Below are 22,831 nucleotides of genomic sequence, written 5' to 3'. Positions count from 1 at the left end.
CACACTCAGCGGCTGGCGCGCTGCATCAGGAACGGTACCCAGGACTCGGTCGGCTGGGTCAGGTCCAGCCAGTCGCCTTCGATCAGCTCGCCGCAGCTGCCCGGCACCACGTCACCACGCCAGAGGCCGCTGGTGCGCGTGCCATCCACCGATTCTTCCATGCCGATGCGGCCATCCCGCATCTCGCCCGCCACCTGAACCTGACGGCCCTGGCGCAGCAGCGTGCCACGCAGGCTGCCGGCGTATTCGGGATGGGCGGCCAGTTGCAGCGGCAGCGCTGGCGACAGCTCTTCGGCGGCCGGATTCAGCGTGATGAACCACTCGCCCAGCATGTGCTGCTGGCCATAGGGGCCGGGCTGCAGGCAGACCTGGACCTCGTCCGGGGCCGAGGCAGCGGCGCTGGCGGACGCAGCGGCCGGCGGGACAGGCGTTGCCAGGGCAGGCAGGGTGGTCAGCAGCAGGGAGGAAATCAGGAGACGGCGCATGGTGGACAGGGGCGGAGGCAGGGTTGTCATGTCATTGTAATTGCACTGAAATCCATCATAATCGGCTTCATGAACCAGCTCGAAGCACTCAAACAATCCACCATCGTGGTTGCCGACACCGGTGACTTCATGCAACTGGCGCAATTCCAGCCGCAGGATGCAACCACCAACCCGTCGCTGATCCTGAAAGCCGTGCAAAAGCCCGACTATGCACCGCTGCTGGAGCAGGCCGTGGCCGACTACGGCAAGGACGACCTGGGCTTCACCATGGACCAGCTGCTGGTGCGCTTTGGCTGCGAGATCCTCAAGCACATTCCGGGCCGTGTTTCCACCGAAGTCGATGCGCGCCTGTCGTTCGATACGGCGGCCACCGTGGCGCGCGCCGAGCGCATCATGGGCCTGTACCGCCAGCGTGGCGTGCTGCCCGAGCGCGTGCTGATCAAGATTGCCGCCACCTGGGAAGGCATCGAAGCCGCGCGCCAGCTTGAGGCGCAGGGTATCCGCACCAACCTGACCCTGTTGTTCGCCTTCTGCCAGGCGGTGGCCTGTGGCAATGCCGGCGTGCAACTGATTTCCCCGTTTGTCGGCCGTATCTACGACTGGTACAAGAAGCAGGCCGGCGCCAGCTGGGACGAGCAGGCCATGGCCGGCACCAATGATCCTGGCGTGCAGTCGGTACGCCGCATCTACCAGTACTTCAAGCTGCACGGCATCAAGACCGAAATCATGGGCGCCAGCTTCCGCAATACCGGCCAGATCATGGCGCTGTCCGGCTGTGACCTGCTGACCATCAGCCCGGATCTGCTGGCGCAGCTGGCCGCCACCGAAGCGCCCGCCGGCATGCTGCCTGAGCTGACTCTCCAGATGGCGCAGCAGCACCCGGTGGTTGCCGTGCACTATGACGAAGCCGGCTTCCGCTATGCCCTGAACGAGGACGCCATGGCCACCGAAAAACTGGCCGAAGGCATTCGCGCCTTTGCCGCCGATGCCGTCAAGCTGGAACAGTTGATGCTGGCTGCATGAGCGCAGCAGACGCTTCGGCCGGCTGGGGCAGCGCCTGTGGCCTGGCCAACCACGCGCCTGCCTGGGACGCGCTGCTGGCCGAATCGCGGCGCTTCCCGGTCAACCAGCTGCACGGCTGGGAGGCCGCGGTCGCGCTCGGTGCCTTTGACCTGCGCCAGGCCTTTGCCCAGGACGCCCAGCGCCTGCAGACTTTCAGCCAGACCCTGCATGCACGCGACGGCAGCCGCTTGCTGCATGTCGATGCCTCCAAGGTGCATGCCGATCGCCGCGTGGTGCGGTTGCTGATGCAGCTGGCCGACCAGCGCCAGGTGCTGGCGCTGCGCGATGCCATGTTCAGCGGCGAACCGATCAACAGCACCGAGCAGCGTGCCGTGATGCACTGGCTGTTGCGCTGCCCGGATGCGACCAGCGTGCCGGAGTCTTTGCGCGGTCTCTGGCAAGAGGTCGATGCCGTACGCACGGACTTCCTGGCGTTTGCCGAATCGGTGCGCGCCAATGCGCAGATCACCGATGTGGTGCATATCGGCATTGGCGGCTCGGACCTGGGGCCGCGCATGGCGGTGGAGGCGCTGGAGCCGTACTGCCAGAGCGGCAAGCGTTTCCATTTCGTCAGCAATGTCGATGGCCACGAGCTGGACCGGGTGCTGCGCCAGCTGCAGCCGCAGTCCACCCTGTTCATTATCGCCAGCAAGACCTTTACCACGCTGGAAACCATGGCCAATGCGCGCACCGCGCTGCACTGGTTCCAGCGGGAGTCAGGCGGGCAATTGGCGGTCCGCGATCACTTTGTCGGCATCACCACGAATCTGGATGCCGCAGCAGCACTCGGTATCGAAACGACCTTCGGTTTCTGGGACTGGGTCGGTGGCCGTTATTCGATCTGGTCGGCGATTGGCCTGCCGCTGGCGATTGCCATCGGTGCCGACGGATTCCGCGCCTTCCTGGATGGCGCGCATGAGGTGGACCAGCATTTCCTGCACGCCGCGCCACGCGACAACCTGCCGCTCAAGATGGGGCTGCTGGTGGTGTGGAACTGCAGCTTTCTCGGCCATTCGGCGCGCTGCATGGCGCCGTACCACAGCGGCCTGCAACGCCTGCCGGCCTATATCCAGCAGCTGGAGATGGAGAGCAACGGCAAGGGCGTGACGCGCAATGGCGAGCGGCTGGAGTATTTCACCGCGCCAACGGTCTGGGGCGAACCGGGATCGAACGGCCAGCATGCGTTTTTCCAGCTGCTGCACCAGGGGCCGCACATGCTGCCGGTGGAGTTTCTGGCGGTACGTGAGCCCGCGCATGCGCTGGACGGCCACCACACGCTGCTGCTGGCGAATGCGCTGGCGCAGGCGCAGGCACTGATGCAGGGCAGCAGCGGCGATGACGCCCAGCGCGATTGTCCCGGCAACCGCCCGAGCAGTTTTTATGTGCTGGACCGGCTCGATCCGCGCACGCTGGGGGCCTTGCTGGCCTTGCATGAGCATCGCGTGTTTGTCTGCGGCGCGATCTGGGGCATCAACAGCTTCGACCAGTTTGGCGTGGAACTGGGCAAGCGGCTGGCGCGCGACATCGTGCCGCGCTTTGCCAGCGGCGATCTGGATGGACTGGATCCGTCCACCGCCGACCTGCTGCGCCGCCTGCGCTGAGCACGAAAAAGCCCCATCACGCAGGGCGATGGGGCTGCTAGATAGAAGCTGCCTGGCCGCTTATTCGACCGTCAGCCGTTGCGGGCTGTTGCTGACCTTTTTCGGCAGGCTCAGCAGCAGGATGCCGTTTTCATAGCGCGCCTTCGATTGCGCCTCGTCCACTTCGGCTGGCAGCTGGAAGCTGCGCGAAACGGATCCGTAGTAGCGTTCGCTGCGCAGCAGCTTCTCGCCTTCGCGTTCGGCATCGTGCTGGCGGATTTCCGCGCTCAGCGTGACGATGCTGCCATCGACCGAGACGTGGATGTCCTGCTTGTTGACGCCGGGGATTTCGGCGCGCACGGTAAACGCCTGGTCGTTTTCCGACACGTCGATCTTGATCTGCGAAGCGGAGGGGACCGGATCGCCATGCAGCGGCTTGATGAAAAAGCCCGGGGCGACTTCCTTGAAAAAGTCGTCCAGCAGGCTGCCACGGGTCAGGGGTGAAGTCATGCGATGCTCCTTGTCTGCGTCACAATGGGTGATGGCGCTGCACCTGCAGCGCTCTTGCTCTACAGATGCGGTTGCGTGTGCAGCACACAAGTAAGCAATCGTATGGATAGTGCTACAGACTCCAACAACAGACGATAGCCATGTACTACAAGGGTCAGAGCAGCGCCAGGCTGCAGGACAGCACACAGCGGGGCAACGGCACCGAGCTGCTGGTCGTCGAGGGGGAATCGGCGGCACGTTCGGTGGCGGCGGTGCGCCATGCCCAGTTGCAAGGCGTGCTACCACTGCAGGGCAAGCCGCTCAATGCCTGGCAGGCGACCGAGGCCAGGGTACTGGCGAGTCCGCTCTACCAGCAGCTCGCCGATGCGCTCGGCCTGCCGAATGCCGTGCAGCAGGGCGATGCCCCACGCTATGAAAAACTGCTGCTGTTGCTCGATCCCGATGCCGACGGCATCCATATCGGTGCCTTGTTGCTGCTCTACCTGTGGCGCTGGCAGCCGCAGCTGATCCTGCAGCAGCGCGTCTGGATGGTGCGCGCGCCCATGGTATCGCTGGAAATGCTCGATGCCGACACGGGCGAGATCAGCTTCCACCATGCCTACACGCCAGCCCATGCACGCGAGCTGCAGCAGCACCGCGAAAGCCAGGGCCTGGCGCTGCGCATGCGCCATGGCTACCGCGGCCTGGGCAGCCTCCCGTCCGAGTTGCTGCACGACAGCTGCGTGCATCCCGACACGCGCCAGGCCAGCGTGGTGACGCCGGACGAGGTGCAGCTGGTGATCGAGGTGTTTGGCGGCGCCTGAAGCGCAGGCTGGCGCGGACATGAAAAAACCCGCAGGGCTTGCGCCACTGCGGGTCGGGTCTTGCGGGCAGCAGGCCGGAGCCTGCCGCCGGAGGCAAGGGGCTGATTACATCATGCCGCCCATGCCACCCATGCCGCCCATGTCAGGCATGGCCGGGCCGTCTTCCTTCGGCAGCTCGGCGACCATGCACTCGGTGGTCAGCATCAGGCTGGCAACGGAAGCCGCGTTCTGCAGCGCCGTGCGCGTCACCTTGGTCGGGTCCAGGATACCCATTTCGATCATGTCGCCATAGGTGTGGTTGGCGGCGTTGAAGCCGAAGTTGCCGGAGCCTTCCAGCACCTTGTTCACCACCACGCTCGGCTCGTCACCGGCGTTGGCCACGATTTCACGCAGCGGGGCTTCGATCGCCTTGAACACCAGCTTGACACCAGCTTCCTGGTCCAGGTTCTCGGTCTTGATCTCGCCAACACCGGCGCGGGCGCGCAGCAGGGCCACGCCACCGCCGGCCACGATGCCTTCTTCCACGGCAGCGCGGGTCGCGTGCAGGGCGTCTTCCACGCGGGCCTTCTTCTCCTTCATCTCGACTTCGGTGGCAGCGCCCACCTTGATCACGGCCACACCGCCGGCCAGCTTGGCCACGCGTTCCTGCAGCTTCTCGCGGTCGTAGTCAGAGGTGGCTTCCTCGATCTGGATGCGGATCTGCTTGACGCGTGCCTCGATGTCGGCAGCAGCGCCAGCGCCGTCGATGATGGTGGTGTTTTCCTTGCCCACTTCGATCGTCTTGGCCTGGCCCAGGTCGGCCAGCGTGACTTTCTCCAGGGACAGGCCCACTTCCTCGGCGATCACCTTGCCGCCGGTCAGGATGGCGATGTCTTCCAGCATGGCCTTGCGACGGTCGCCGAAGCCCGGAGCCTTGACGGCCACGACCTTCAGGATGCCGCGGATGGTGTTGACCACCAGGGTCGCCAGTGCTTCGCCATCGACATCTTCAGCGATGATCAGCAGCGGACGGCCGGCCTTGGCCACGGCTTCCAGCACGGGCAGCAGGTCGCGGATGTTGCTGATCTTCTTGTCGAACAGCAGCACGAAGGGGTTCTCGAGGTTGGCAACCTGCTTCTCGGGGTTGTTGATGAAGTAGGGAGACAGGTAGCCGCGGTCGAACTGCATGCCCTCGACGACGTCCAGCTCGTTCTGCAGGGACTTGCCGTCTTCCACGGTGATCACGCCTTCCTTGCCAACCTTGTCCATGGCTTCAGCGATGATCTGGCCGATGGATTCGTCGGAGTTGGCGGAAATGGAACCGACCTGGGCGATTTCCTTGGAGGTGGTGGTGGGCTTGGAAGCGCCCTTCAGCTGCTCGACCAGGGCGGCAACGGCCTTGTCGATACCGCGCTTCAGGTCCATCGGGTTCATGCCGGCGGCCACGTACTTCATGCCTTCGCGCACGATGGCCTGGGCCAGCACGGTGGCGGTGGTGGTACCGTCACCAGCGTTGTCGGAGGTCTTGGAAGCGACTTCCTTGACCATTTGCGCGCCCATGTTCTGCAGCTTGTCCTTCAGCTCGATTTCCTTGGCCACGGACACGCCGTCCTTGGTCACGGTGGGGGCGCCGAAGGAGCGCTCCAGCACCACGTTGCGACCCTTCGGGCCCAGGGTGGTCTTGACCGCGTTGGCCAGGATGTTCACGCCTTCAACCATGCGGGCGCGTGCGTCATTGCCAAATACTACGTCTTTAGCTGCCATGTGAATTTCTCCAGTGTTCTTTGTCTTGAATGAATGTTCAGAAGGGGATGGAAACGATTACTGCTCGACGACGGCGAACAGGTCGTCTTCCTTCATGACCAGCAGTTCTTCGCCGTTCAGCTTCACGGTCTGGCCACTGTACTTGCCGAACAGGACGCGGTCGCCCACTTTCACGGACAGGGCCTTGACTTCGCCCTTGTCGTTGCTCTTGCCCGGGCCCACGGCCAGCACTTCACCCTGGTCGGGCTTCTCGGCGGCGTTGTCGGGGATGACGATGCCGGAGGCAGTCTTGGTTTCGTTTTCCAGACGCTTGACGATCACGCGATCGGCGATGGGACGCAGTTTCATGAGGATCTCCTTTGAGAACTGGTTGAGTTCAGATTGAAAAATGGGCACTGGCACCTGTGGAAGGTGCCAGTGGAATGCCTGAGGCAGACCAGCCGCGAGGCTGGCACAGGGCGTTGTTAGCACTCTGCCCTGATGAGTGCTAATGATAAGGGTGTCCGGCAGGATTTCAAGAGCCGAGCGGCAAATTCCTGTTGCGCCGCAGGATTTGGCCGGTTTCAGGCGCGCTGGAACACGCTGCGTGCGCCGTCAAAACGCGGTGCGAAATAGCGGTTGTAGAGGCTGTCGGTGCGCACCGTGCCGCCGGTGGACGGCGCGTGCACGAACTGGTGGTTGCCGATATGGATGCCCATGTGCGAGAACGAGGCACCGCTGGTATTGAAGAACAGCAGGTCGCCGCGCTGTAGCCGCGACAGCTCCAGCGGCGTGCTGCCTTCGGCCCACTGGCGCGTGCTACGCGGCAGGCGCTGGCCACCGATGCTGTTGAACACGTATTGCACCAGCCCGCTGCAGTCAAAGCCGCCTTCCGGCGTATTGCCGCCGTAGCGGTAGGGCGTGTTGACCGTCATCAGGGCGCTGGCGACGGCGGCTTCGCGCAGGCGCGGATCGAGCAGGACCGGCCGGCTGGCTGCCAGTTGCGGGTAGCGCGTGCGCAACTGGCCGCCTGTAGGGGCGGGGGCAGGGCGGCGCGCCTGTCGGCTGCCTGTCCTGGGGCTGGAGCCACAGCCGGCCAGCAGCGCAGTGGCGGCCAGCAGGGGCAGCAGCGCCATGGCCTGGCGGCGCAGCGGATCGGGATCGGCAATGTCTGTGGCTCTGGTGCAAGAATGCATGGCAAGTTCCTGATTTTCAAGCAATTTACCACTGCTGGCAGATGCCGTCCAGTGCCCTGTATCCTACCAAGGTAGTACTGTTCCATCAGTCAGTCTTAAGATTCGGCGGCTACCATGGAAATATCTCTAATGAAAGTGAGGTTTCCATGCGCAGAATACGGGCCGCCCTGTGGGGCATCTTGCTGGGTCTGACAGGGCTGTGGCTGATGGCCGATTCCCTGTGGCCGCAGCCATTTGGCTATTTCCCGTTCCGCAACGTCTTCGTGCAGTACAGCGGTGTGCTGGCCATGGGCAGCATGGCCTTGTGCATGTGGCTGGCGCTGCGTCCGGCCTGGCTGGAATCGGCGCTGGATGGCCTGGACAAGATGTACCGCCTGCACAAGTGGCTGGGTATTGCTGCGCTGGTGACCAGCGTGCTGCACTGGTGGTGGGCCAAGGGCACCAAGTGGATGGTCGGCTGGGGCTGGCTGGAGCGGCCGGCCGGGGGCAGCGGTAGCGGCCCGGGCGGGCCATTGCAAGGGATCGAGGCCTGGCTGCGCACGCAGCGCGGTCTGGCTGAGACCCTGGGCGAATGGGCGTTCTACGCGGCGCTGATCCTGATGGTGCTGGCGCTGGTCAAGCGCTTCCCGTACCGCCTGTTCATCAAGACGCACAAGATCCTGGCAATCACCTATCTGGTGCTGTGCTGGCACACGCTGGTGCTGATGAAGTTCGATTACTGGACGCAGCCGATTGGCTGGGTGATGGCGCTGCTGGTCGTGGCGGGCAGCGTGGCGGCGGTGCTGGTGCTGCTGGGCCGGGTCGGTGCCAGCCGCCAGGTCCCTGGCAAGATTAGCCATCTGCGCTATTTCCCTGATCTGCATATCCTGGCCACCCGGGTGCGGCTGGAGCAGGGCTGGCCGGGGCACCAGGCCGGGCAGTTTGCCTTTGTCAACGTGATCGGCAGCTCCGAGCGTGCCCACCCGTACACCATGGCCTCGAGCTGGGATCCGCAGCAGCGCGAGATCCTGTTCGTGACCAAGGCGCTGGGCGATCACACCAGCACGCTGCACGAGGTGCTCAAGCCGGGCATGCCGGTCACGGTGGAAGGTCCGTACGGTCGCTTCACCTTCAACGGGGGCCGTGGCCGCCAGATCTGGATCGGTGCCGGTATCGGTATCACGCCCTTCATCGCACGCATGCAGCAGATGCAGCAGGAGAGCGGCGTGCAGCATGAGGCGGTCGACCTGTTCCACCCGGTCGCGCATGACGATGGCGAGGCGCTGCAGTTGCTGCGCGACAATGCCGATGCCGCCGGTGTGCGCCTGCATGTGATGGTGGACAAGCGCGATGGCTATCTGACCGGCGCGCGCCTGCGCCAGCTGGTGCCCGACTGGCAGACCGCCAGTGTCTGGTTCTGCGGCCCGACCGGGTTTGCCGATGCGCTGCGCCAGGACCTGTGCGCGCATGGCCTGCCGGCAGATCAATTCCATCAGGAACTATTCGCGATGCGATGAGCGGATTCCGGATTGCCTACAATCCGGGGCATGACGCAAAACGCTGACAGTTTCGACGCCGCAAACCGCCCTCCGGCGCGACCAGCTCCTTCTCCCGCCGTGGCCTGGCTGCTGGCCGCCCGCCCGCATACGCTGGGCGTGACGCTGTCCGGCGTCCTGGCGGCCTGTACCCTGGCCTGGCACCAGCTCGGCATGCTGCACTGGGATGTGGCCATCGTCACCTTCCTGGCGGCGGTGCTGATCCAGATTGCCACCAACCTGCTCAACGATGCCGGTGATTACGAAAGCGGCATTGACCGGGGCCAGCGCCTTGGGCCGGATCGTGCCGTGGCCAAGGGCTGGCTGAGCACGCGCCAGGTCAAGCAGGCCGGTCTGGGCTGCCTGCTGCTGGCTTTTGCGCTCGGCATGTACCTGGCCTGGGTCGGCGGCTGGCCGATCGTGATCCTCGGGCTGGTGGCGCTGTTCTGCGGCTGGGCCTACACCATGGGGCCGGCACCGATCTCGCATGGGCCGTTGGGCGAGGTGTTTGTCTGGGTGTTTTTCGGGCTGGCAGCGGTGCTGGGTACCTATTACCTGCAGACCGGCACGCTGAGCCGGCAGATCTGGATCCTGGGCCACATGATGGGCGCCTTTGCTTCGGCCGTGATGCTGGTCAACAACACGCGTGATGCGGCATCGGACGCGCTGGCCGGCAAGGACACACTGTCGGTGCGCATTGGCCTGACGGCCAGCCGCATGATTTACGCTGCCATGCTGGCCGTGCCCTACCTGCTGGCGGCTTCGCAGGCACGTAACTGGGTCCATGCGCTGCCACACCTGACACTTCCATTGGCCCTGGTGCTGGCCTGGCGCATGGCGACCTGGGAGCCCAGCCGGCGCCACAACTGGCTGCTGGCGCGCACGGCGCACCTCCAACTGGCGTTTACCGTGCTCTGGGTGCTGGCGCTGATGCTCGATTGAGCTGGGGCAGCCGGCCGGCTCAGACCGTACGGCTGCGCGCCAGCGGCGGGTTCTGGCGGAAATAACGCTGGATGCCCTGCATCAGCGAATCGGCCAGCACGTTCTGGTGCGAGCCGCTGGCCAGCTTGCGCTCTTCACCCGGATTGCTGATAAAGGCAGTTTCCACTAGCACGCTGGGAATGTCCGGCGCCTTCAGCACGGCAAAACCCGCCTGTTGCACCTTGGGCTTGTGCAGGCGGTTGATCTTGCCGATTTCGCCCAGCAATGCACCGCCCAGCGACAGGCTGTCACGGATTTGTGCGGTGGTACTCATGTCGAGCAGGGCACGCTGCACGGTGGCATCGCGGCTGCGCACGTTCAGGCCGCCGACCAGGTCGGCATTGTTTTCCTTGTTGGCGAGCCAGCGTGCGGCACTGCTGCTGGCGCCGGTGGTGCTGAGCGCGTAGACGCTGGAGCCATTCGCCTGTGGCGTGATGAAGGCATCGGCGTGGATGCTGATGAACAGGTCGGCCTGTACCTGGCGTGCCTTCTGCACGCGCGTGTTCAGCGGCACGAAATAGTCGCCGTCACGCGTCAGGAAGGCGCGCATCGGGCTGCCGTTGACGCTGCTGCGGTTGATGCGGTCGCGCAGCTTGCGCGCAATTGCAAGCACGATGGTTTTCTCGTAGGTGCCGCCCGGGCCGATGGCGCCGGGATCCTCGCCGCCATGGCCGGGATCGAGTGCGACGATGATCAGGCGGTCGGTGCGGCTGGCGGTACGCACGGCCGGCGCCATGGGGGCTGGTTCCGGACGCGGGATCGGCCTGGACGGCACCGGACGTTCGGGCGCGACGGTGATACGCGGCGGGCTGGCCGGCGCCGGGGACAGCGCTGCCATGCTGGTGGAGCGGCGTGCAATCAGATCGGCCAGCGGATCGCTGCTGCCGGCCGCGGCGCTCTGGAACGGCGGCGGCAGGGTGGGGGCCGCCGGAGCTGGTGCCGGAGCAGTGGGCGTCGGCGCGCCGGGATCGCGCGTGTATTCGGCAATCAGCTGTTCCAGCGGATCCACCGCCTTGGCCTGGCCCGGGTAGAGGTCGAACACCAGGCGGTTCTGGTAGGCCGCAACCGGGTTCAGCGTGAACACCTGCGCCGTGACTTGCTGCTTCAGGTCGACCACGATACGCACCGTGTTGGTATCGTACTGGCCGACACGGATACCGCCGATATTCGGATCGTCCGGCGGCACCTTGCTGACCAGGTCGCGCAGCTCCTGCGTGAGTGGAACGCCGGTGATATCGACAGCCAGCCGGTGCGGATTCTGGATCAGGGTCTGGGTGTACTGCAGCGGCTGGTCGGATTCCAGCGTGATTCGGCTGTATTCGGGGGCGGGCCAGGCGCGCACGGCCACGATATTGGCGGCGCGCACACTGCCGGAGATGCCTGCCAGCATCAGTCCGGCGCTCTGGATGATCGTCCTGCGTTGGATCATGTCGCTTCCTGCATCAGGGTGACGCCACGCGGCGTCAGGGCTTCCAGGGTGAGATGGCGCACTTCATCCACATCGGAGCTGAGCCGGATGATCCAGTCGGGCTGCGGCAGCAGGTCCCCGGCCTTGTCCGGCCACTCGACCAGTTTCAGGCCCGGCGTGGCGAAAATGTCGCGTAACCCTGCATCTTCCCATTCTTGCGGGTCGGCAAAGCGGTAAAAATCAAAATGCCACACTTGCACACAGGGGGTTACATATGGCTCCACCAGCGCATACGTCGGGCTCTTGATGCGGCCCGCCACGCCCAGGCCGCGCAGCAGATGGCGTACCAGCGTCGTCTTGCCGGCGCCAAGGTCACCGTGCAGCAGCACCAGCAGATCGGCGCTGTCCGGATGCTGTTGCCAGTAAGCGGCCAGCCGGCTGGCAAACTCCTGGGTAGCCGATTCGTCAGGCCAGGTCAGGTTTTTTACAATCATCAGTGTCATCACAGCTGCATGGGGCTGGCCGCGGGCCGCCGGCAGCAGGTTGGAAACAGGAATCGTGGAACAGCAGACGCCCCCCAGTCCGGAAACATTATGGTCGATCCTGCAGCAGCAGGCGACCGCGCTCGGCTTTTCCCGACTGGGCGTGGCCGATGTCGACCTGTCCAGCGCCGAGCCGGGGCTGCTGGCCTGGCTCAAGCAGGGCTTTCACGGCAGCATGCACTACATGGAAAGCCATGGCCTGAAGCGCGCGCGCCCGGCCGAGCTGGTGCCGGGCACGGTGCGCGTGATCACGGCGCGCATGGATTATCTGCCCGGCGCGACGCCGGAAGACTGGCGCGAGCATGAACTGGCCCGGCTGCAGCAGCCCGGCGAAGCGGTGGTATCGCTCTACGCCCGTGGCCGTGATTACCACAAGGTGCTGCGTCAGCGCCTGCAGAAGCTGGCCGATGCCATGGCGGGCGTACTCGGACCGTTCGGCCACCGCGTGTTTACCGATTCCGCCCCGGTGCTCGAGGTCGAGCTGGCCAGCCGCAGCGGCCAGGGCTGGCGCGGCAAGCACACGCTGACGCTGAACCGCGAGGCCGGCTCCATGTTCTTCCTCGGCGAAATCTATATCGATCTGGCGCTGCCGCTGACCGAGCCGGAAACCGGCCACTGCGGCCAGTGCCGCGCCTGCATCGACATCTGCCCGACCCAGGCCATCATCGCGCCGTACCGGCTCGATGCGCGCCGCTGCATTTCCTACCTGACGATCGAGCACGATGGCCCGATCCCGCTGGAACTGCGGCCGCTGCTGGGCAACCGTATCTACGGCTGTGATGACTGCCAGCTGATCTGCCCCTGGAACAAGTTTGCCCGGCGCCAGGCGCTGCCGGATTTTGACGAACGCCATGGCCTCGGCAGTGCGCAGCTGCTGCAGCTCTGGCAATGGGACGAGGCCACCTTCCTGCGCTGTACCGAAGGCAGCCCGATCCGCCGCATCGGCCATGTGCGCTGGCTGCGCAATATTGCCGTGGCACTGGGCAATGCGCTGCGCGTGGCCGATGCCGGCCAGGCTGATGCGATCCGAACGGCCTTGCAACGGCATGCCGGACATCCGGAGGCGCTGGTGCGCGAGCACGTGGCCTGGGCGCTGGCGCAGGGCTAGACCGGCTTGCGGGCCAGCCAGAGGCCGGTCTGCAGCGTGAAGCTGCCATCGGCCTCGGCCAGCAGGGCATCGCGCACTTCGGCCGGTGCCTGTTGCAGCACGGCGCGTACCGCCTGGGCGCGATCGGGCGGAGTCTGCATGCGTGCAATCCAGGAGGCAAACTCCAGTCGTAGCGGCCAGGCCTGCTCATGCAGGATGTCGACGCCGGCGGCTTGCAGCAGCTGCCGCCATTCCGGGATCGAACGGTTGCAGACATGCGAGGCATCGCGCAGCAGTTCCATGGTCTGGCTGTGCACATGGCACAGCACGTCCTCGTGTCCCAGCGTGTCGATCATCAGCAGGTAGCCGCCCGGACGCAGCACACGCACCAGATCGGCCAGGCCAGCCTCCAGGTCGCGCCAATGGTGGGCGCTGTAGCGGCTGGCGACCAGATCGAAGTGGGCATCGGCAAACGGCAGCGCGCCGGCATGGCCTTGCAGCGTGTGCAGGCGCTGCGCCAATCCGCGCTCAATTGCGCCCTGCTGCACCACCTCCAGCATGGCCGGGGTCGGATCCAGCGCACAGACCTGCGCGATGGGCGGCAGCGCAGCCAGCGCAAAACCGAGATGGCCGCCACCACAGCCGGCATCGAGCACCTGCCAGCCGGCATCGGCAGCCGCCAGGGAGGCGACCAGCTCGCTGGCGCGCGCCAGATCCGGGCCGGCGGCATGGACGGCGCTGCTGGCGTAGGCCTGGGCGCGGGGCTGGTACTGTTGCTGCACGACATCGTCGTGATTGCCGGCTGGTCGGGACATGGCGGATGGCTCCTGAAAGATGATGCCTGCCAGCTTACGCCAGACTGATGCCGGCAGCACACGTATCTGGCGAGGGCAGCTATCGGCACTGGCGCCGGCTGCCCGGATAATGGCGGCATGTCCGATACCGACACGCTTCCTGTCCGCGCCCCTGACGAGATCGACGCCTTCCTTGATGCCCTCTGGCTCGAAGACGGCCTGAGCCGCAACACGCTGGCCGCTTACCGCAGCGATCTGGCACTGTTCGTGCGCTGGCTGGCGCAGCAGACACCGCCGCGCAGCTTGCTGCAGGCGCTGGAAATGGATATCCAGCTCTACCAGGGCTATCTCTTCAGCAGCGGCGGCGTGCAGGGCCAGGGCGGCAAGGCCACCAGTGCCAACCGCAAGCTGACCGTGCTCAAGCGTTTCTACCGCTGGGCGGTGCGCGAGCAGCGCCTGGCGGAAGATCCGACGCTGCGGCTGCAGGCGGCGCGCCAGCCGGCACGCGTGCCGCAGACGCTGAGCGAAGCCCAGGTCGAGGCCTTGCTGGCCGCGCCGGATGGGGATACCGAGCTTGGCCAGCGCGATCGCGCCATGCTGGAACTGATGTACGCCAGCGGCCTGCGCGTCAGCGAGCTGGTCGATCTGCGCCTGTTCCATATCAGCCCGAGCGAGCGCGTGCTGCGCATCACCGGCAAGGGCGACAAGGAACGGCTGGTGCCGTTTGGTGATGTGGCGCATGACTGGTTGCAGCGCTACCTGGAACAGGCGCGCCCGGCGCTGCTCAAGGGCCATCAGACCGATGCCGTGTTCGTGACGATTCGCGGCGCGCACCCCGGCGAGGCGATGACGCGCGCCATGTTCTGGCATCTGGTGAAAAAGTATGCGCAACAGGCCGGCATCACCACGCCGCTGTCACCGCACACCCTGCGCCATGCCTTTGCCACGCATTTGCTCAACCATGGCGCGGACTTGCGTTCGGTACAACTGCTGCTCGGCCATGCCGATATCAGCACCACCACGATTTACACGCATGTGGCGCGCGAACGCCTGAAGCAGATGGTGGCGCAGCACCATCCGCGTGGCTGAACTGGCGTGCCGGCTTATTCGCCGGTGTAGCTGCCGGGGCGCTTTTCCAGCATTGCGTTGACCGCTTCGGCGTGGTCCTGCGTGTGGTGCGCCAGCGCCTGCATCGCGGCCGACAGTTCCAGCAGGCTGTCGAGGCGCATGTGCTGGCCCTCGCGCAGCAGGCGCTTGCTCATGCGCACCGCCTGCGGCGGGTTCACGGCAATGCGCTGCGCCAGCTGGCGCGCGCTGTCCAGCAGCTGCTCTGGCTCCACCACGCGCGACACCAGACCCCAGGCCAGTGCGGTCTGCGCATCTATCGGTTCGCCGGTAAACGCCATTTCGCTGGCGCGTGACATGCCGACCACGCGTGGCAGCAGCCAGGCACCGCCGTCGCCGGGGATGATGCCGATCTTGGCAAAGCTCTCGGCAAACTGGGCCCTGGTGGAGGCGATGCGGATATCGCACATGCAGGTCAGGTCGCAACCAGCGCCGATGGCCGGGCCGTTGACGGCGGCAATCGCCGGCACCTCCAGCTCCCACAGAGCACGCGGAATGCGCTGGATGCCGTGGCGATAGCCGTTGCGGATCTGTGCCGGCGAACCGCCGAACATGCCTTCACGATCCCGCATGTGCTTGACGTTGCCGCCGGAGGAAAACGCGCTGCCAGCGCCAGTCAGGATCACCACGCGCACGCTGGCATCGCGGTTGATGCGCAGTACCGCATCCTCGAAGGCCTCGATCATGTCCGGCTCGGAAATCGGGTTGCGCATGTCGGGGCGGTTCATCGTCAGCGTGACGATGGCACCATCCTGTTCGTAGAGCAGTGCGTCGTTCATCGGGGTCTCCTGATAGGTCTTGTGATCTTTCTATTGTGCCTGTTGCACGCCCATGCCCAGCAGGTAGTCCAGCTCTTCCTGGCTGAAGCCGGCCTGCTTGCGCGCTGCCTCGTTGAAGGGTGGCTTCAGGCGTGGTGCCGCGTACTGGTGCACCAGCTCGCCATAGTGCGAGACCGGCTCCAGTTCGTAGCGCGCACACAGCCAGCGGTACCAGTGGTTGCCGATCGCCACATGGCCGATCTCGTCCCGCAGGATGGTATCGAGCAGATTCGCCGTGACCTGCGCATCGTCGGCGTTGATCGCACGCAGGCGCTGCTGGATCAGCGGCGTGGCATCCAGCCCGCGCGCCTCCAGCGTGCGCGGTACCAGCGCCATGCGCGCCACGATGTCATCGGCGGTCTTCTCGCACATCGTCCACAGGCCATCGTGCGCGACAAAATCGCCGTACTGCCAGCCCATCTGCTGCAGGTGCTCGTGCAGCATGGTGAAGTGCTCGGCTTCCTCGCGCGCCACGCGCAGCCAGTCCAGGTAAAAGCCTTCGGGCATGCCACTGAAGCGCCAGACTGCATCAAGTGCCAGGTTGATGGCGTTGAATTCGATATGCACCACTGCGTGCAGCAGCGCGGCACGGCCAGCTGGCGTATGCACGCTGCGCTGTGCCACGTCTTTCGGATGCACCAGTTCCGGCTGGTCCGGACGGCCGGGAATCGGTGCCGGCTCCAGCGCGATCAGCGCCTCGGCGGACAGGCTGGCTTCCGTGGCCAGATCGGCGTCCTGCGCCTGCTGCCAGACGGCATGGGTGGCAGCCACCTTGGCGGCAGGATCGGTCAGGCTCAGGGCGGCGCGGGCGGCTTGTCGTACACTCATGGAAACATTGTAGGCGCGCGCCGCCGCCCCGTTTTTGACCGGAGACAGACCAGCATGGCCCTTTACCAACTCGACGACAAGACCCCCCAGGTGGCTGACAGCGCCTGGGTAGCCGATTCCGCCCAGGTCATGGGCGATGTGCATCTGGCGGCTGACGTGAATATCTGGTTCAACTGCACGCTGCGCGGCGACAACGACCCGATCACTATCGGCGAAGGCAGCAATATCCAGGACGGCAGCGTGCTGCATACCGATGAAGGCGTGCCGCTGACCATCGGCCGTCACGTCACGGTCGGCCACATGGTGATGCTGCACGGCTGCACGATTGGCGACGAGAGCCTGATCGGCATTGGTGCCGTGGTGCTCAATGGCGCAAAAATCGGCAAGAACTGCCTGGTCGGCGCTGGTGCGCTGGTGACGGAAGGCAAGGAGTTCCCCGATGGCAGCATGATCCTGGGCAGCCCGGCCAAGGTGGTGCGCCAGCTCACGCCCGAGCAGATCGAAGGCCTGCGCCAGAGCGCGCAGCACTATATCGGCAACGCCAGCCGTTATCGCCAAGGCTTGAAGAAGATCGGCTGAACCCCATCTGGACAATCTGGGCCTGGCCAGCTGCGCCGGGCCGTTTCACGAGAACAACCATGTCCCAGATCCAGAAATTCCTGTTTGACGGCATTCCGGTGCGCGGCGTGGCCGTGCGCCTGACCGATGCCTGGCAAGAGGTGGTGCAGCGCCGCGCCGCCAATACCCAGAGCGGTCCGTATCCGGCCTCCGTCAACCACCTGCTTGGCGAGATGACGGCCGCCGCCATGCTGATGCAGTCCAATATCAAGTTCAACGGCGCGCTGATCCTGCAGGTGCAGGGTGATGGCCCGGTCAAGGTGGCCGTGGCCGAAGTGCAGCCCAGCCTGGGCCTGCGCGCCACCGCCAGCATCGTTGGCGAGGTGGCGGAAGATGCCGGCATGACCGAACTGGTCAACCTGCACGGCCAGGGCCAGTGCGCGATCACGCTGGACCCGCGCGACCGCCTGCCGGGGCAGCAACCCTACCAGGGCGTGGTGCCGCTCAAGGACAGCACCGGCCAGCCGTTTGCGCGCGTCGCCGACATGCTGCGCCACTACATGCGCCAGAGCGAACAGCTGGACACCACGCTGGTACTGGCCGCCAACGAGCAGGTCGCCGCCGGCCTGCTGATCCAGCGCCTGCCGCTGGAAGGCGAGGCCAACCTGGCTGGCAGCACCGCCGCGCCTAGCGATGAAGCCCGCGCCGAAGCCGACGAGAGCTACAACCATATCGCCACGCTGGCGCAAAGCCTGAAGGAAGAAGAGTTGCTGGAGCTGGACCTGGACACCATCCTGCACCGCCTGTTCTGGAACGAGAAGCTGCTGCGCTTCGTGCCGGCCGAGACCGATCCGGTACCGCACTTTGCCTGCACCTGCAGCCAGCAGCGCGTCGCCAACATGGTGCGTACGCTGGGCCAGGAGGAGGCCGAGAGCATCCTCGAGGACCACGGCGAGATCGAGGTCGGCTGTGAGTTCTGTGGCCAGCAGTACCATTTCGACAAGGTCGAGGTGGCGCAGCTGTTCACCTCGGCTGCGCAACAGCCGCCGGCCAGCGACAAGCTGCAGTAAGTCCTTGCCACGGCAAGAAAAAATCCCGCATAGGCGGGATTTTTTCGTTGGAAGCAGGGCGCTCAGCGTGCAATCTGCACAAAGATCTCGTTCGGCTTGAGCATGCCCATCTCGTAACGGGCTTTCTCTTCCACCGTGGACAGGCCTTCCTTCAGGTCGGCAATCTCGGATTCGATGCGGCTGATCTGCTGTTCCAGCTGCGCGTTGGTATCGCGCTGGCTTTCCAGCTGCTGCTTCATCAGGCTCACCTCCTGCACGCTGCCACGACCGGTCCAGATCTGGATCTGCAGCACCAGCAGCACGGCAATCAGCACGGCGGTGACGATGCGATTGATGGACAGGTTCATGGCGATGCGGGTGTGACGGCTGCGGGATTAGCGCAGATTGTAGAACGCCTTGCGGCCCGGGTACACGGCGATGTCGCCCAGGTCTTCCTCGATGCGCAGCAGCTGGTTGTACTTGGCCATGCGGTCGGAGCGGCTCAGGGAGCCGGTCTTGATCTGGCCAGCGTTGGTGCCCACGGCGATGTCGGCAATCGTGCTGTCCTCGGTCTCGCCGGAGCGGTGGCTGATCACGGCGGTGTAGCCGGCACGCTTGGCCATCTCGATCGCCTCGAAGGTCTCGGTCAGGGTGCCGATCTGGTTGATCTTGATCAGGATCGAGTTGGCGATGTCCTTCTCGATGCCTTCCTGCAGGATCTTGGTGTTGGTCACAAACAGGTCATCACCGACCAGCTGCACCTTCTGGCCCAGCTTCTCGGTCAGCAGCTTCCAGCCGTCCCAGTCGCCTTCGGCCATGCCGTCCTCGATGCTGATGATCGGGTACTTGTCGCACCAGGTCGCCAGCATGTTGGCCCATTCTTCGGCCGTCAGCTGCAGGCCGCCTTCGCCCTCCAGCACGTACTTGCCGTCCTTGTAGAACTCGGAGCTGGCGCAGTCCAGGCCCAGCACGATTTCCTGGCCCGGGGTGTAGCCGGCGTCGCTGATCGCCTGCAGGATCAGCTGGATCGCGGCTTCGTGGTTGTCGACGTTCGGGGCAAAGCCGCCTTCGTCGCCCACGGCAATGCTCATGCCCTTGTCGTGGATGATCTTCTTCAGCGCGTGGAACACCTCGGTGCCGTAACGCAGCGCTTCACGGAAGGACGGAGCGCCCACCGGGATGATCATGAACTCCTGCAGGTCCAGGTTGTTGTTGGCGTGTGCGCCACCGTTGATCACGTTCATCATCGGCACCGGCAGCTGGTAGCCACCCATGCCACCGAAGTAGCGGTACAGCGGAAGGCCGGATTCTTCGGCAGCAGCGCGGGCCACGGCCATGGACACAGCCAGCATGGCGTTGGCGCCCAGACGGCTCTTGTTGTCGGTACCGTCCAGTTCGATCAGGGTGCGGTCCAGGAAGGCCTGCTCGGAGGCGTCCAGGCCCAGCACGGCTTCCAGGATTTCGGTGTTGATGTGCTCGACCGCCTTCAGCACGCCCTTGCCCAGGTAACGGCTCTTGTCGCCGTCACGCAGTTCGATCGCCTCGCGGCTGCCGGTGGAGGCGCCGCTCGGCACGGCAGCGCGGCCCATCACGCCGCTTTCCAGCAGCACGTCGCACTCGACGGTGGGGTTGCCACGGCTGTCCAGGACTTCGCGGCCGACGATATCAACGATTGCACTCATGGGAGTTCCTTTTCTCTCGGGTTTTCAAAAAATCGGACAAATACGGATCAGGCTGGCTTACTGGCAGAACTGCTGGATGCGTTCTTCCAGCAGGCCACGGCTGGCGATCGTCTTCTTGGTGACGCGATCCAGCTCCAGCAGGGTTTCCAGCAGCTCGGGCATGTGCTCCAGCGGCACGGCGTTGGGGCCATCGCTCAGGGCGCAGCTCGGGTTCGGGTGGGTTTCCATGAACAGGCCGGCCACGCCAACCGCCACCGCCGCACGCGACAGCACCGGCACCATCTCGCGCATGCCGCCGCTGCTGGTGCCCTGGCCGCCCGGCAGCTGCACGCTGTGGGTGGCGTCATAGACTACCGGTGCGCCGCTTTCGCGCATGATCGCCAGCGAGCGCATATCGCTCACCAGGTTGTTGTAGCCAAAGCTGGCACCGCGTTCGCAGGCCATGAAGTTGTCGGTTTCCAGACCGGCCTCGGCGGCTGCCGCGCGCGCCTTGTCGATCACGTTCTTCATGTCGTGCGGAGCCAGGAACTGGCCCTTCTTGATGTTCACCGGCTTGCCGGACTGGGCCACGGCGCGGATGAAATCGGTCTGGCGGCACAGGAAGGCCGGCGTCTGCAGCACGTCGACCACGCTGGCCACCATCGGCACTTCGGCTTCGGTGTGCACATCGGTCAGGATCGGCACGTTCAGTTCACGCTTGACCTTGGCCAGGATGTCCAGGCCGGCCTGCATGCCGGGGCCACGGAAGCTGCTGCCACTGGAGCGGTTCGCCTTGTCGTAGCTGCTCTTGAAGATGAAGGGAATGCCCAGCTTGCCGGTGATTTCCTGCAGGCGACCGGCCACATCCAGCTGCAGCTGCTCGCTTTCGACCACGCAAGGGCCGGAAATCAGGAAGAAGGGATGCTCCAGACCAACGTCGAATCCGCAGAGTTTCATGCTTGCTCCTTGCCGGACTGCTGGCGTTGCAGCGCGGCCTTGATGTAGGAATTGAACAGCGGGTGGCCGTCCCAGGGGGTGGACTTGAATTCCGGATGGAACTGCACGCCCACGTACCAGGGGTGCACATTCTGCGGCAGTTCGACGATCTCGGTCAGGTGCTCGCGCTGGGTGCGCGCCGAGATCACCAGGCCGGCCTCGCTCAGGCGATCCAGGTACTGGGTGTTGGCTTCGTAGCGATGGCGGTGGCGCTCGGTCACCACGTCGCCGTAGATCTGGTGCGCCAGCGTGCCCGGCTTGACGTCCGAGCTTTGCGCGCCCAGGCGCATGGTGCCGCCCAGGTCGGAATCGGCGTTGCGCGTCTGGATGCTGCCATCGGCGTCCTTCCACTCGTCGATCAGGGCGATGACGGGGTAGGGTGTGTCGGGTTCGAATTCGGTGCTGTTGGCGTTGGCCAGGCCGGCCATGTTGCGCGCGTATTCGATGGTGGCGACCTGCATGCCCAGGCAGATGCCGAGGTAGGGCACGCCGTTTTCACGCGCATAGCGGGCAGCGGCAATCTTGCCTTCCACTCCGCGCTTGCCAAAGCCGCCCGGCACCAGGATCGCGTCATACACCGACAGCTCCTGCGCCACGTTCTCGGGCGTCAGCGTTTCGGAATCGATGTAGCAGATTTCCACACGGCTGTGGTTCTTCATGCCGGCGTGGCGCAGCGCCTCGTTGATCGACTTGTAGCTGTCGGACAGTTCCACGTACTTGCCGGCCATGGCCACGCGCAGCGTGTGCTGCGGGTGTTCCAGCGCGTAGACCAGATCGTCCCAGCGCTTCAGCGTGGCCGGCGGCGTGTTCAGGCGCAGCTTGTCGCAGATCAGGCCGTCCAGGCCTTGCTCGTGCAGCATGCGCGGCACCTTGTAGATGGTGTCCACGTCCCACATGCTGATCACGCCCCACTCGGGCACGTTGGTGAACAGGCTGATCTTCTCGCGCTCCTCGCCCGGGATCTCGCGATCGGCGCGGCACAGCAGGGCATCGGGCTGGATGCCGATTTCGCGCAGCTTTTGCACCGTGTGCTGGGTTGGCTTGGTCTTCAGCTCGCCGGCAGCGGCAATCCACGGCACATAGGTCAGGTGGACAAAGGCGCTGTGGTTGGGGCCGAGCTTCAGGCTCAACTGACGCACGGCTTCCAGGAAGGGCAGGGACTCGATGTCACCCACGGTACCGCCGACTTCGCAGATCGCGACATCGACCGCATCCGGCGTGCCGATGCCGGCACCGCGCTTGATGTACTCCTGGATCTCGTTGGTGATGTGCGGGATCACCTGCACCGTTTTGCCCAGGTAGTCGCCGCGGCGCTCCTTCTCCAGCACCGACTGGTAGATGCGTCCGGTGGTGAAGTTGTTGGACTTGTTCATGCGCGTTTCGATGAAACGCTCGTAGTGCCCCAGGTCCAGGTCGGTCTCGGCACCGTCGTCAGTGACGAACACTTCACCGTGCTGGAAGGGGCTCATGGTGCCGGGGTCCACGTTGATGTAGGGATCCAGCTTGATCAGGGTGACCTTGAGGCCGCGCGATTCCAGGATGGCAGCCAGCGACGCCGCCGCAATGCCCTTGCCCAGGGAAGAGACGACACCGCCGGTGACGAATACGAATTTGGTAGTCATGGCCAATAGCGAGGCTTGCCCTCGCGTGGTGGGAAATTCCAATTATACGTACAGGCCGGCAGCTGCAGGCAAGCGGGACGGTTTGCGCCAGCTGCTGCGTGGTTTTTCTGATTGCCCGGAACGCGGATTTGTGTATGGTTGCAACCAGCAACAAAAAATGTGTAAACTTCGCAAAATAATTGTAGGTTGACCCGTCCTGAATTAAGTTGACACCACAAATTGGCAGGCTGCTCCTGCAGTTGCGGCCAATGATGCCCGATGCATCGCATCGGGCGTTTGCATTTTCAGCGAAGTATGAACCCGCTCGTGGTTATAGATCTGCACAGATTCAGCCACCATGCGCCGTGCCTGAGCCAAGTCAGCCGGACGATGCAGCAGAAGCTCTGTCTTTAGAATGCCGTTGACCCGCTCGGCCAGCGCATTCTGATAGCAATCATAGCCATCTGTCATCGAGCACGTGACTCCATGTCGCTGGTGCAGCTCCTGATAG

The 22,831-nt window shown here is 64.8% G+C and carries 24 protein-coding genes; 9 read left to right on the top strand and 15 right to left on the bottom strand.

What is annotated here, in order from left to right; all coding sequences use genetic code 11:
* Positions 1-5: 5 nt before the first annotated feature.
* The gene (locus V1261_RS11400; protein ID WP_329771915.1) at positions 6-515 is read right to left on the bottom strand and encodes a hypothetical protein; all 510 of its coding nucleotides are present in this window, start codon (positions 513-515) and stop codon (positions 6-8) included.
* A gap of 39 nt (positions 516-554) precedes the next feature.
* On the opposite strand from V1261_RS11400, the gene tal reads away from it, so the two are divergent.
* Positions 555-1,508 (top strand): transaldolase, encoded by a 954-nt coding sequence (gene tal / locus V1261_RS11395; protein WP_329771914.1) that lies wholly within the window; start codon positions 555-557, stop codon positions 1,506-1,508.
* Positions 1,505-3,148 (top strand): glucose-6-phosphate isomerase, encoded by a 1,644-nt coding sequence (gene pgi / locus V1261_RS11390; RefSeq protein ID WP_329771913.1) that lies wholly within the window; start codon positions 1,505-1,507, stop codon positions 3,146-3,148. The genes tal and pgi overlap by 4 nt, the downstream gene beginning before the upstream one ends.
* Before the next feature lie 60 nt (positions 3,149-3,208).
* On the opposite strand, the gene V1261_RS11385 is transcribed toward pgi, so the two are convergent.
* Entirely contained in the window at positions 3,209-3,637 is a 429-nt protein-coding gene (locus tag V1261_RS11385; RefSeq protein ID WP_329771912.1) for an Hsp20/alpha crystallin family protein, read from the bottom strand.
* Positions 3,638-3,777: 140 nt separating this feature from the next.
* Between V1261_RS11385 and V1261_RS11380 the strand changes: the two genes are divergently transcribed.
* Complete coding sequence (locus V1261_RS11380) at positions 3,778-4,440, top strand: toprim domain-containing protein (RefSeq protein WP_329771910.1); 663 nt, start codon at positions 3,778-3,780, stop codon at positions 4,438-4,440.
* A gap of 105 nt (positions 4,441-4,545) precedes the next feature.
* On the opposite strand, the gene groL is transcribed toward V1261_RS11380, so the two are convergent.
* The 3 genes from groL to V1261_RS11365 form a co-directional block, all read right to left on the bottom strand.
* Positions 4,546-6,183, bottom strand: a complete 1,638-nt coding sequence (groL, locus tag V1261_RS11375) for a chaperonin GroEL (protein ID WP_329771908.1) — start codon at positions 6,181-6,183, stop codon at positions 4,546-4,548.
* Between the two features lie 57 nt (positions 6,184-6,240).
* On the bottom strand, positions 6,241-6,531 hold the full coding sequence (gene groES, locus V1261_RS11370) for a co-chaperone GroES (protein WP_329771907.1): 291 nt from the start codon (positions 6,529-6,531) through the stop codon (positions 6,241-6,243).
* A 215-nt stretch (positions 6,532-6,746) separates the two neighbouring features.
* A complete protein-coding gene (locus tag V1261_RS11365; protein ID WP_329771906.1) occupies positions 6,747-7,358 on the bottom strand; it encodes a C40 family peptidase in 612 nt (203 codons plus the stop codon).
* Positions 7,359-7,504: 146 nt separating this feature from the next.
* On the opposite strand from V1261_RS11365, the gene V1261_RS11360 reads away from it, so the two are divergent.
* Together V1261_RS11360 and menA are read left to right on the top strand one after the other, a co-directional pair.
* On the top strand, positions 7,505-8,854 hold the full coding sequence (locus V1261_RS11360; RefSeq protein WP_329771904.1) for a ferredoxin reductase family protein: 1,350 nt from the start codon (positions 7,505-7,507) through the stop codon (positions 8,852-8,854).
* Between the two features lie 30 nt (positions 8,855-8,884).
* Positions 8,885-9,814 carry a 1,4-dihydroxy-2-naphthoate octaprenyltransferase gene (menA, locus tag V1261_RS11355; RefSeq protein WP_329771902.1) on the top strand — a complete coding sequence of 310 codons (930 nt, stop codon included), beginning with the start codon at positions 8,885-8,887 and terminating at the stop codon, positions 9,812-9,814.
* Positions 9,815-9,833: 19 nt separating this feature from the next.
* On the opposite strand, the gene V1261_RS11350 is transcribed toward menA, so the two are convergent.
* The gene (locus V1261_RS11350) at positions 9,834-11,282 is read right to left on the bottom strand and encodes an N-acetylmuramoyl-L-alanine amidase (RefSeq protein WP_329771901.1); all 1,449 of its coding nucleotides are present in this window, start codon (positions 11,280-11,282) and stop codon (positions 9,834-9,836) included.
* Positions 11,279-11,764, bottom strand: a complete 486-nt coding sequence (gene tsaE / locus V1261_RS11345) for a tRNA (adenosine(37)-N6)-threonylcarbamoyltransferase complex ATPase subunit type 1 TsaE (protein WP_329771899.1) — start codon at positions 11,762-11,764, stop codon at positions 11,279-11,281. Before tsaE ends, V1261_RS11350 begins: the two co-directional genes overlap by 4 nt.
* A gap of 55 nt (positions 11,765-11,819) precedes the next feature.
* Here tsaE and queG point away from each other — a divergent pair, with 55 nt between their 5' ends.
* Positions 11,820-12,911 (top strand): tRNA epoxyqueuosine(34) reductase QueG, encoded by a 1,092-nt coding sequence (queG, locus tag V1261_RS11340; RefSeq protein WP_405198020.1) that lies wholly within the window; start codon positions 11,820-11,822, stop codon positions 12,909-12,911.
* On the opposite strand, the gene V1261_RS11335 is transcribed toward queG, so the two are convergent.
* Entirely contained in the window at positions 12,908-13,705 is a 798-nt protein-coding gene (locus V1261_RS11335; RefSeq protein WP_329771898.1) for a class I SAM-dependent methyltransferase, read from the bottom strand. The two genes, queG and V1261_RS11335, sit on opposite strands and share 4 nt — an antisense overlap.
* Positions 13,706-13,822: 117 nt before the next feature.
* Between V1261_RS11335 and xerD the strand changes: the two genes are divergently transcribed.
* Positions 13,823-14,773, top strand: coding sequence for a site-specific tyrosine recombinase XerD (xerD, locus tag V1261_RS11330; protein ID WP_329771896.1), 951 nt, complete (start codon positions 13,823-13,825; stop codon positions 14,771-14,773).
* Positions 14,774-14,787: 14 nt separating this feature from the next.
* Here the strand turns inward: xerD and V1261_RS11325 are convergent, their stop codons facing one another.
* Both V1261_RS11325 and V1261_RS11320 read right to left on the bottom strand, forming a co-directional pair.
* A complete protein-coding gene (locus tag V1261_RS11325; RefSeq protein WP_329771894.1) occupies positions 14,788-15,588 on the bottom strand; it encodes a crotonase/enoyl-CoA hydratase family protein in 801 nt (266 codons plus the stop codon).
* Positions 15,589-15,618: 30 nt separating this feature from the next.
* Positions 15,619-16,455, bottom strand: coding sequence for a ferritin-like domain-containing protein (locus V1261_RS11320; protein ID WP_329771892.1), 837 nt, complete (start codon positions 16,453-16,455; stop codon positions 15,619-15,621).
* A 54-nt stretch (positions 16,456-16,509) separates the two neighbouring features.
* On the opposite strand from V1261_RS11320, the gene V1261_RS11315 reads away from it, so the two are divergent.
* Together V1261_RS11315 and hslO are read left to right on the top strand one after the other, a co-directional pair.
* Positions 16,510-17,034 carry a gamma carbonic anhydrase family protein gene (locus tag V1261_RS11315; protein ID WP_329771890.1) on the top strand — a complete coding sequence of 175 codons (525 nt, stop codon included), beginning with the start codon at positions 16,510-16,512 and terminating at the stop codon, positions 17,032-17,034.
* Between the two features lie 59 nt (positions 17,035-17,093).
* Positions 17,094-18,083, top strand: a complete 990-nt coding sequence (gene hslO, locus V1261_RS11310) for an Hsp33 family molecular chaperone HslO (RefSeq protein ID WP_329771889.1) — start codon at positions 17,094-17,096, stop codon at positions 18,081-18,083.
* 62 nt (positions 18,084-18,145) lie between these two features.
* Here the strand turns inward: hslO and V1261_RS11305 are convergent, their stop codons facing one another.
* From V1261_RS11305 to V1261_RS11285, 5 genes are all read right to left on the bottom strand, one after another.
* Positions 18,146-18,430, bottom strand: a complete 285-nt coding sequence (locus tag V1261_RS11305) for a septum formation initiator family protein (RefSeq protein WP_329771887.1) — start codon at positions 18,428-18,430, stop codon at positions 18,146-18,148.
* A gap of 27 nt (positions 18,431-18,457) precedes the next feature.
* A complete protein-coding gene (gene eno / locus V1261_RS11300; RefSeq protein ID WP_329771886.1) occupies positions 18,458-19,744 on the bottom strand; it encodes a phosphopyruvate hydratase in 1,287 nt (428 codons plus the stop codon).
* Positions 19,745-19,801: 57 nt separating this feature from the next.
* Positions 19,802-20,680 carry a 3-deoxy-8-phosphooctulonate synthase gene (kdsA, locus tag V1261_RS11295; protein ID WP_329771885.1) on the bottom strand — a complete coding sequence of 293 codons (879 nt, stop codon included), beginning with the start codon at positions 20,678-20,680 and terminating at the stop codon, positions 19,802-19,804.
* Positions 20,677-22,341 carry a CTP synthase gene (locus V1261_RS11290; protein WP_329771884.1) on the bottom strand — a complete coding sequence of 555 codons (1,665 nt, stop codon included), beginning with the start codon at positions 22,339-22,341 and terminating at the stop codon, positions 20,677-20,679. The genes kdsA and V1261_RS11290 overlap by 4 nt, the downstream gene beginning before the upstream one ends.
* Before the next feature lie 201 nt (positions 22,342-22,542).
* A partial coding sequence (locus V1261_RS11285) for an integrase core domain-containing protein (protein ID WP_329771099.1) occupies positions 22,543-22,831 on the bottom strand: 289 nt, incomplete at its 5' end.

Source organism: Brachymonas sp. J145, assembly GCF_036312245.1.
Taxonomy (GTDB): domain Bacteria; phylum Pseudomonadota; class Gammaproteobacteria; order Burkholderiales; family Burkholderiaceae_C; genus Brachymonas; species Brachymonas wangyanguii.
Note: the sequence above shows the minus strand (reverse complement) of the source record. Positions and strands in the feature narration are given on the sequence as shown.

Bases quoted from the DNA above. Each gene is read 5' to 3' on its own strand.
- V1261_RS11400 (WP_329771915.1), bottom strand. From the start codon at position 515: ATGACAACCCTGCCTCCGCCCCTGTCCACCATGCGCCGTCTCCTGATT.
- tal (WP_329771914.1), top strand. From the start codon at position 555: ATGAACCAGCTCGAAGCACTCAAACAATCCACCATCGTGGTTGCCGAC.
- pgi (WP_329771913.1), top strand. From the start codon at position 1,505: ATGAGCGCAGCAGACGCTTCGGCCGGCTGGGGCAGCGCCTGTGGCCTG.
- V1261_RS11385 (WP_329771912.1), bottom strand. From the start codon at position 3,637: ATGACTTCACCCCTGACCCGTGGCAGCCTGCTGGACGACTTTTTCAAG.
- V1261_RS11380 (WP_329771910.1), top strand. From the start codon at position 3,778: ATGTACTACAAGGGTCAGAGCAGCGCCAGGCTGCAGGACAGCACACAG.
- groL (WP_329771908.1), bottom strand. From the start codon at position 6,183: ATGGCAGCTAAAGACGTAGTATTTGGCAATGACGCACGCGCCCGCATG.
- groES (WP_329771907.1), bottom strand. From the start codon at position 6,531: ATGAAACTGCGTCCCATCGCCGATCGCGTGATCGTCAAGCGTCTGGAA.
- V1261_RS11365 (WP_329771906.1), bottom strand. From the start codon at position 7,358: ATGCATTCTTGCACCAGAGCCACAGACATTGCCGATCCCGATCCGCTG.
- V1261_RS11360 (WP_329771904.1), top strand. From the start codon at position 7,505: ATGCGCAGAATACGGGCCGCCCTGTGGGGCATCTTGCTGGGTCTGACA.
- menA (WP_329771902.1), top strand. From the start codon at position 8,885: ATGACGCAAAACGCTGACAGTTTCGACGCCGCAAACCGCCCTCCGGCG.
- V1261_RS11350 (WP_329771901.1), bottom strand. From the start codon at position 11,282: ATGATCCAACGCAGGACGATCATCCAGAGCGCCGGACTGATGCTGGCA.
- tsaE (WP_329771899.1), bottom strand. From the start codon at position 11,764: ATGACACTGATGATTGTAAAAAACCTGACCTGGCCTGACGAATCGGCT.
- V1261_RS11335 (WP_329771898.1), bottom strand. From the start codon at position 13,705: ATGTCCCGACCAGCCGGCAATCACGACGATGTCGTGCAGCAACAGTAC.
- xerD (WP_329771896.1), top strand. From the start codon at position 13,823: ATGTCCGATACCGACACGCTTCCTGTCCGCGCCCCTGACGAGATCGAC.
- V1261_RS11325 (WP_329771894.1), bottom strand. From the start codon at position 15,588: ATGAACGACGCACTGCTCTACGAACAGGATGGTGCCATCGTCACGCTG.
- V1261_RS11320 (WP_329771892.1), bottom strand. From the start codon at position 16,455: ATGAGTGTACGACAAGCCGCCCGCGCCGCCCTGAGCCTGACCGATCCT.
- V1261_RS11315 (WP_329771890.1), top strand. From the start codon at position 16,510: ATGGCCCTTTACCAACTCGACGACAAGACCCCCCAGGTGGCTGACAGC.
- hslO (WP_329771889.1), top strand. From the start codon at position 17,094: ATGTCCCAGATCCAGAAATTCCTGTTTGACGGCATTCCGGTGCGCGGC.
- V1261_RS11305 (WP_329771887.1), bottom strand. From the start codon at position 18,430: ATGAACCTGTCCATCAATCGCATCGTCACCGCCGTGCTGATTGCCGTG.
- eno (WP_329771886.1), bottom strand. From the start codon at position 19,744: ATGAGTGCAATCGTTGATATCGTCGGCCGCGAAGTCCTGGACAGCCGT.
- kdsA (WP_329771885.1), bottom strand. From the start codon at position 20,680: ATGAAACTCTGCGGATTCGACGTTGGTCTGGAGCATCCCTTCTTCCTG.
- V1261_RS11290 (WP_329771884.1), bottom strand. From the start codon at position 22,341: ATGACTACCAAATTCGTATTCGTCACCGGCGGTGTCGTCTCTTCCCTG.